We start from the raw sequence: 6,130 nt of genomic DNA, 5'->3' as shown, positions 1-6,130 counted from the left end.
GCTCTAGAGCGCGAGGGTTTCGAGGTCCACGGAATCGGCCATGGCCTGGGCGCCTCTGTCATTGAGATGCATGCCATCACCGCCGTCCAGCGCGGGATGGATGTAGTCGGGGGCCGCGGGATTCTCAACGGCGCGAGCCACATCGAAGACCGCGTCGAACGCATCGGTGGTACGGATCCAGTCGTTCACCTCGCGCCGGGCGGCCAGGCCCGCAGGCGTACTGATCCCCGGGTAGGCGGCGCCCGCGAAGGGACCGATGGTGGCACCCAGAATCTTCAGATCGGCCGCGTGGGCGCGGTGGGCCAGGGCCGTGAAGCCCTCGATCAGGGCACCGGCGGTGGCGGGAGGCTCACCGATCATGCCGGGCAGGCCAAGATCGTTGGCCCGCGCTCGGTGGCGGCCGTCGCGGCGGCGATGGTCAGGGGGGGGTGCGGCCGTAGCGGTTTGTCAGGTGTATTCGCAGGCGTTCTCCGCCGCCGGCCATGTGGAGTATCTGGCGTACCGTCTGGTCGGCGAAGCCGCGCGGTTGGGTGAGCTGGATCTGCTCGTAGGGGCTGATCACGGCCGTACGGAAACCGGCTGTCCAGATCATGCTCATTCCATTCGTCGCCATGGGGATGCGTCGACGAACTCTGACGTCGTCGAGGTGATTGACGTGGGGCCGGGTCTTGGTGCGAAGGTGTGGCCCCTCCACCCCGTCACGAGGCCGAACCCCGAAATGTCGTTCAGCCCCCGAGTCCCAGCATCAACCGGAGCTGCGACAGGAGAACACCGCGGAAGCCGGCGGGAGACGGTGTGGAGTGGTGCAAGGCGCGGGAGATGATGGCTCCCGCCAGGACGGAGAGCACAAAATCAGCCACGTCGTCGGGTTCATGGGTAAGTCTGAATGCTCCCTGCTCGCTTCCTTCTCTTAATGCGGCCAGAAAGGGCGCCCGGTAGCGCATCTGCATTTCCATGCTGTACTCGCGAAGTTCGTCGTCCCGCATGGCGGACCGCCAGAATTCGACGAGCATCTGCCGATCGTGATCGGAAAGCCCCATGCTGCGGTCGATCATTGCGACCAATCGCTCCCACGGATCGAGCTCAGTGGTGGCCGCTGTTTCCAGGACGGCCACCTCCCGGTCGGCGGAGAGTTGCATAGCCTCGATGACCATGTCCTCGCGCGAGCCGAAGTAATTCTGCAGCGTGCTGATCGCGACGCCACTGGCGGTCGATACGTCGGCGAAGCGCGTGTTCTCATATCCGCGTTCGGCGAGCACAATTATCACCGCCTCCAGAACAAGGGTGCGCTTCGTCCCACCTGCACGTTTCCTTCGACTCCCTATAGGCATGGCCGTACCGTAGGGTCATGCCTGATGGCAGTCAAGCCAGGCGCGACATGTGATTCGGGCAGGTCCGGATCGCGCATCGTCACACGTCGTTCGGCCGGAGCCGGGGGTGGCCGGCAATGGCCGAGAGCGTTGCCGTGGAGCGGAGCGAACGAAGCCCGCTGAGTCGCCGACAACTATGCGCGGGGCGGGATGTTGTGGTTGCAGCGGAACATGTTGCGCGGGTCGTGCAGGGTTTTCGCCGCTTGGAGACGCTCATAGGTCGGCTCGTCGTAGGCCAGTCGTACGCTCTCGACGGAGGCGTCCGCCGGTGAGAGATAGCCGGGGTGCTTCCGGCCGGACGTGAGCCTGTCGGTCAGTTCCAGACCCACGTTTTTGTAGGCGGTCACGGCATTGGGCGGAACGGCCGTCAACGCGAAAAGGGAGAAAGCAGCATCGCGTCGTCCCACCGCATTTGCCCTTTCCGGTGGCATTCCAAGTGCGCCGCCGAGATGGGCCACATTGACCATGGTGATGCGCGTATCAGAATCCGGTCCGGCGATGTCGAGGATCGTTTCCATCGCTGACGGAGACAGTTCGTCGAGTATGGCGAAGTGCTCCACGGCGGCGCCCGGTTCGGTCGGATCATTGGTGATGGAAGCCATATTCGAGAAGGGCATCATGGTCACGGTGTCGGCGAGTACCGGCGCAGCCGCCCGCAGGGGGGCGACCAGTGATTCACCGTCACGTGCCGAGCCGAGATAGGAGATCCGTATGGAGACGGTGAGCTTCCCCCGCATGAACTCGGGGACAAAAGGCAGGTCAGGCGCGCGCAGGAAGACGATTGACGACGTCAGTTCGTCGGGCGCATTGGAAGTGAATCGCTTGTAGGCCTGCAGCACCTCGCGTGCGCTGTCACCCGGGAAATGCAGGGCTCCCGCGTACAGTTCCCGCACGGGGAACAGGCTGAACTCCATCGCGGTGACGACGCCGAAGTTGCCCCTGCCTCCGCGCAGGGCGAAGAACAGGTCCGCGTCGGAATCCGGTGTGACGTGGCGGAGCTCGCCGTCCGCGGTCACGACCTCGATCTCCCGGACATGGTCGGCCGCGTAGCCGAAGGCCCGCCCCAACGCGACGCTCACCCCGCCGCCGAGCGTGTAACCGACGACACCGACCTGTGGCGAGGAACCGGCGAGCGGCGCGAGTCCGACTTTGGCAGCCTCTTCCACCACCTGTCCCCAGCGGACGCCGGCTTCGACCCGAGCGGTCTGTCTCACGCTGTCGATCCTCACCCCCGTCATGCGACGCGTGGTGATCAAGACGGTCTCTTCGGAAGCGGACACGGAAGGGCCGTGACCGGTGTTGAGGACCGCGACGGGGAGGTCCAGGTCTCTTGCGAAGCGCACCGCCGCCTGGACGTCCGCCACACCGGTGGCACCGACGATCACATGGGGATGATGCGCGACGGTCATGTTGAACACCGACGTCTCGTCGGCGAAACCGTCGTCTTCCGCGAAGAGGACGGGCCCTTTGACGGACGAGAGAAGAAGGGAGGTTGAGGAGAGAGGCATGTCGATATCTTTCTGATCTTGTCTCGCGGAACTGGTGCGAGCCGGGTGCCGATGACCGCAGGCGCGTCGGAGGCAGTCGCCCATTGCCCGGCGAATGTGCGTGCGTCGCCCGGCATGCGATCTGCGGTCCTTGTCGACCGCCCTGCGTTCTGCTCAAGCCGACCATCGCACAATCGGCATGGAAATACGGTAGCATAATACCGATTTTCGAGCCGTAGGCTTGTATTGACGCTGATGAGCGCAGTTCGAGCGGCGCTCGCCCTTGACTCGGCCACGCGGGGCAGACAGACCGAACCGGCCGCGGTTCGCCGAGCCGGGCGTGCGCATCCCCTCGCGTCGCGACAGCCCTCCCCGCCACCGAGGCGGTCGGCGTGTACCGGTGATTCCCGCTGCAGGCCCGTGCCCACCTTCTGGCCTGCTTGACCATGGGAGTGATCGTGTCCGCACGTTTCGCAGAGAAAGTCATCCTGATCACCGGCGCCACCTCCGGCATGGGCCGTGCCGTCGCCGAGCGGATCACGGCCGAGGGAGCGAAGGTCGTCCTGGCGGCCCGCGGCCAGGAGGTCGGCGACGCGCTGGCGGCCGACCTTCGCGCCGCCAGAGGCGAGGCCACCTTCGTACCCACCGACGTGACGGTGGGATGACCGCCGGTTTGTGGGCGACGGATCCCTAGATCACCCGGGTCCTGCGGTCAGCGCGACTACGGCTTTGCCCACGAGACACTTGGCACAGTGGAGTGTCTTCTCGCGGGTGTGTGGGCGTTCCCTCGGTCCCGAAGGCCGTGCTCAGCCCTGGCTTGATCTCGTAGCGGTCCATCGAGCCCGTTGTGTGTCCGGCGGCTCAGGAGAACAGGCTGAGTACGTGCTCCGACGTCAGGCAGCCGGCCGTCGCCAGATCCAGGTTGGCCAGCGACATGTGGTGAGCCTCGTCGGTCGCGGCCGTGACGCAGTCGCTGACCGTGTGGACGGTGAGGCCCAGGTCGGTGCCGTGCCTGGCAGTTTGCTCGACGGTGAGGTTGGTGGCGACTCCGGTCACCAGCAGCGTGTCGATCCCGTGCTCGGCCAGCCACTCGGGGAGGTGGTTTCCGGCCAGGCCGGACAGCTTCTGGTTGTCGACGACCTGGTCGATCTCGGCCAGAGCCCGCATCTCTGGGATCAACTGCGACCCCGGGGCATCCGGACGGAAGGCCTCCTGCGCGTCGCCGACCGCGTTCATGAAGCCCGTGTTGCGGACCAGATCACCCTCTCCCACGGGCACGGTGAACCGGGTGAAAATCACCGGCACTCCTGCGGCGCGCATGGATTGGTGGAACCGTACGGCACGCTCCACGACGCCGCTGCGCGCGACCGGCTCGCCGAGCATCGCGCCGAAGAATCCCTCGGGCTTGATGACGTTCACCTGCCAGTGCAGGGCGAGAACGGCGGCGGTTCGCGAATCGTAGGTCATGGTCACGATCCTGCCGTACGCCCTCTCCATGCCGAAACCTCTGCCCCCTTGGGAGAAATGCGCTCTGCCGAACCAGGTGGCTGGAAATGTCGGCTCACACCGCGGGAAGCCGATGACGCGGCCGAGCGCGGGCGTCCTCGTTGCGCAGGTGCCGGGGTGCCATGCCGGGAGGGGAAAACCAAGGTTGTCTGTGTGTCGTGGTCACGTCCCCGGAACGCCCCGGCAGAAGGATCGGTAATCCGGCTGATCCTTTCGCCGGTCGACACCGTTGCCGGTGGCTCCGGTGACAAGGACCACGTCGGTTCCTCCTGAGAGTTAGTAGGCGATGCCGATCGTTTGTTTGATGGTGGCGGGGTCGTTGAGGGTGGCGAGCATGAGGTGGGCGGTGTCGGCGCGGGAGATGGAGTAGCCGCGGGGCACGTTCGCGCCCAGGGCGGTGCGGTAAGTGCCGGTCAGGGGCTTGCTAGTGAGTTTGGGCGGGCGGACGACGGTCCACTCGGTGGTGCTGAGCTGGATCTGTCGTTCCATTTCGGTCAGGTCGGCGTACAGGTCGCGAAGGAAGGCGCCGAAGAAGGGGAGTATGAGGCGGCGGTTGACGAAGCTGTCGCCGTCGGGCACCGTGCCGACCGGCGCGGCGCTCACGGCTACGAAACGCCGGACGTAGGTGGCTCCGATGGCGTCCAGGATGGTGCGGGTGAGCTGGGTGGCGATGGGGCCTTCCTTGCGGCCGCGCGGGCCGACTCCGGAGATCACCGCATGGCTGCCCTCCAGTGCGGGCACCAGGAGTTCGGGGTCGGTCAGGCCGGGCACGCGGACGATGTCGAGTGCCGGGTGTGCCATCTCGAATCGAGAGCTGTCGCGGATCACCGCGGTCACGTGGTGGCCGGCGTCCAGAGCCTGCTCAACGACGTGACCGCCGATGCCGCCGGTTGCCCCGAAGACTGTGATTTTCATGCGCACCTCTTTTGTCGTGACACCCTTATCTGGGTGCCGTATTATATGGGAATCATACTATCTCATATGAAGGCCATGCAATATGAGTTCCGTACAAGATGGGGCGCGATGGCGCCGACAGCAGATTCGGGCGGTCAAGGAGGCGCTGCGCGACCTGAACATCCAGCTGTCGTTGCTCAACCGCCAGTTCGGCGCGCGTGTCGAGCTCAAGGACGCCGATTGGGACTGCCTGGACCTGATCAACCGGCAGGGGCCTCTCAGTCCCAGTGCGCTGGCACGCGTGGCCGGGCTGCATCCGGCCACCCTGACCGGCGTTCTGGACAGGCTCCAACGCGGCGGCTGGATCGTCCGCGAGCGTGATCCCGATGCCACCGACCGCCGTGCCGTCACCGTACGGGCGCGCCGTGAACGCAACGCCGAGCTGTATCGGCTCTTCTCCGGCATGAACGCCCAGATGGATCAGCTGTGCGAGGACTACACCGACGCCGAACTCGAGCTCATCGCCGACTTCCTCCGTCGCACGACGACCGCGGGCAACACCGCCACCGACGAACTCTCCAGTGGCTGACCGGCAGCGCAGCGGCGGCGCGGTGCTGAGCGAGTTCGCCCAGGGGGGCGGACCACGATGCCGAAACATGGATGTCCGAGTAGGGCTCTTACGGAGAAGAAATCATCACCGGCGGCATCAATGGGTCGGTGGCTTTGAGGATGGCTTTTCGGGTTCGTCGGAGGGCGGCCGGTTCTGCCACCGCGCCGTGTCGGGAGGGGAATGTGGGGTTGTTTGTGTGTCGTAGTGCACGCTCGGTGCTGAGCGTGTGTTTGTACGCAGAACGGGACGTTGTGCCTGCCTAA

The 6,130-nt window shown here is 65.6% G+C and carries 8 protein-coding genes; 2 read left to right on the top strand and 6 right to left on the bottom strand.

The window, feature by feature from the left end; genetic code table 11:
- Window positions 1-3 precede the first annotated feature (3 nt).
- The 4 genes from CHC08_RS51115 to CHC08_RS47285 form a co-directional block, all read right to left on the bottom strand.
- Window positions 4-360 carry an SGNH/GDSL hydrolase family protein gene (locus tag CHC08_RS51115; protein ID WP_218825851.1) on the bottom strand — a complete coding sequence of 119 codons (357 nt, stop codon included), beginning with the start codon at window positions 358-360 and terminating at the stop codon, window positions 4-6.
- Window positions 361-418: 58 nt separating this feature from the next.
- Window positions 419-592 carry a hypothetical protein gene (locus CHC08_RS51110; RefSeq protein ID WP_218825850.1) on the bottom strand — a complete coding sequence of 58 codons (174 nt, stop codon included), beginning with the start codon at window positions 590-592 and terminating at the stop codon, window positions 419-421.
- Between the two features lie 133 nt (window positions 593-725).
- Window positions 726-1,331, bottom strand: a complete 606-nt coding sequence (locus CHC08_RS47290; RefSeq protein ID WP_089213893.1) for a TetR/AcrR family transcriptional regulator — start codon at window positions 1,329-1,331, stop codon at window positions 726-728.
- Window positions 1,332-1,504: 173 nt separating this feature from the next.
- Window positions 1,505-2,779: an FAD-binding oxidoreductase gene (locus CHC08_RS47285; protein ID WP_245879013.1), complete on the bottom strand. Its 1,275-nt coding sequence runs from the start codon at window positions 2,777-2,779 to the stop codon at window positions 1,505-1,507.
- A gap of 536 nt (window positions 2,780-3,315) precedes the next feature.
- On the opposite strand from CHC08_RS47285, the gene CHC08_RS47280 reads away from it, so the two are divergent.
- A complete protein-coding gene (locus CHC08_RS47280) occupies window positions 3,316-3,522 on the top strand; it encodes an SDR family NAD(P)-dependent oxidoreductase (protein ID WP_245879012.1) in 207 nt (68 codons plus the stop codon).
- 196 nt (window positions 3,523-3,718) lie between these two features.
- On the opposite strand, the gene CHC08_RS47275 is transcribed toward CHC08_RS47280, so the two are convergent.
- Both CHC08_RS47275 and CHC08_RS47270 read right to left on the bottom strand, forming a co-directional pair.
- Window positions 3,719-4,354, bottom strand: coding sequence for a cysteine hydrolase family protein (locus tag CHC08_RS47275; protein ID WP_245879011.1), 636 nt, complete (start codon window positions 4,352-4,354; stop codon window positions 3,719-3,721).
- 285 nt (window positions 4,355-4,639) lie between these two features.
- The gene (locus CHC08_RS47270) at window positions 4,640-5,278 is read right to left on the bottom strand and encodes an NAD(P)-dependent oxidoreductase (protein ID WP_089213890.1); all 639 of its coding nucleotides are present in this window, start codon (window positions 5,276-5,278) and stop codon (window positions 4,640-4,642) included.
- A gap of 82 nt (window positions 5,279-5,360) precedes the next feature.
- On the opposite strand from CHC08_RS47270, the gene CHC08_RS47265 reads away from it, so the two are divergent.
- Window positions 5,361-5,846 (top strand): MarR family winged helix-turn-helix transcriptional regulator, encoded by a 486-nt coding sequence (locus CHC08_RS47265; RefSeq protein WP_089213889.1) that lies wholly within the window; start codon window positions 5,361-5,363, stop codon window positions 5,844-5,846.
- The last annotated feature ends 284 nt before the right edge of the window (window positions 5,847-6,130 follow it).

The organism is Streptosporangium subroseum (assembly GCF_900188345.1).
Taxonomy (GTDB): Bacteria; Actinomycetota; Actinomycetes; order Streptosporangiales; family Streptosporangiaceae; genus Streptosporangium; species Streptosporangium subroseum.
The sequence above is the reverse complement of the archived record's forward strand: the minus strand, read 5'-3'. Positions and strand labels throughout refer to the sequence as shown.

Coding starts and splice junctions, on each gene's coding strand:
- CHC08_RS51115 (WP_218825851.1), bottom strand. CDS start 360: ATGATCGGTGAGCCTCCCGCCACCGCCGGTGCCCTGATCGAGGGCTTC.
- CHC08_RS51110 (WP_218825850.1), bottom strand. CDS start 592: ATGATCTGGACAGCCGGTTTCCGTACGGCCGTGATCAGCCCCTACGAG.
- CHC08_RS47290 (WP_089213893.1), bottom strand. CDS start 1,331: ATGCCTATAGGGAGTCGAAGGAAACGTGCAGGTGGGACGAAGCGCACC.
- CHC08_RS47285 (WP_245879013.1), bottom strand. CDS start 2,779: ATGACCGTCGCGCATCATCCCCATGTGATCGTCGGTGCCACCGGTGTG.
- CHC08_RS47275 (WP_245879011.1), bottom strand. CDS start 4,354: ATGGAGAGGGCGTACGGCAGGATCGTGACCATGACCTACGATTCGCGA.
- CHC08_RS47270 (WP_089213890.1), bottom strand. CDS start 5,278: ATGAAAATCACAGTCTTCGGGGCAACCGGCGGCATCGGCGGTCACGTC.
- CHC08_RS47265 (WP_089213889.1), top strand. CDS start 5,361: ATGAGTTCCGTACAAGATGGGGCGCGATGGCGCCGACAGCAGATTCGG.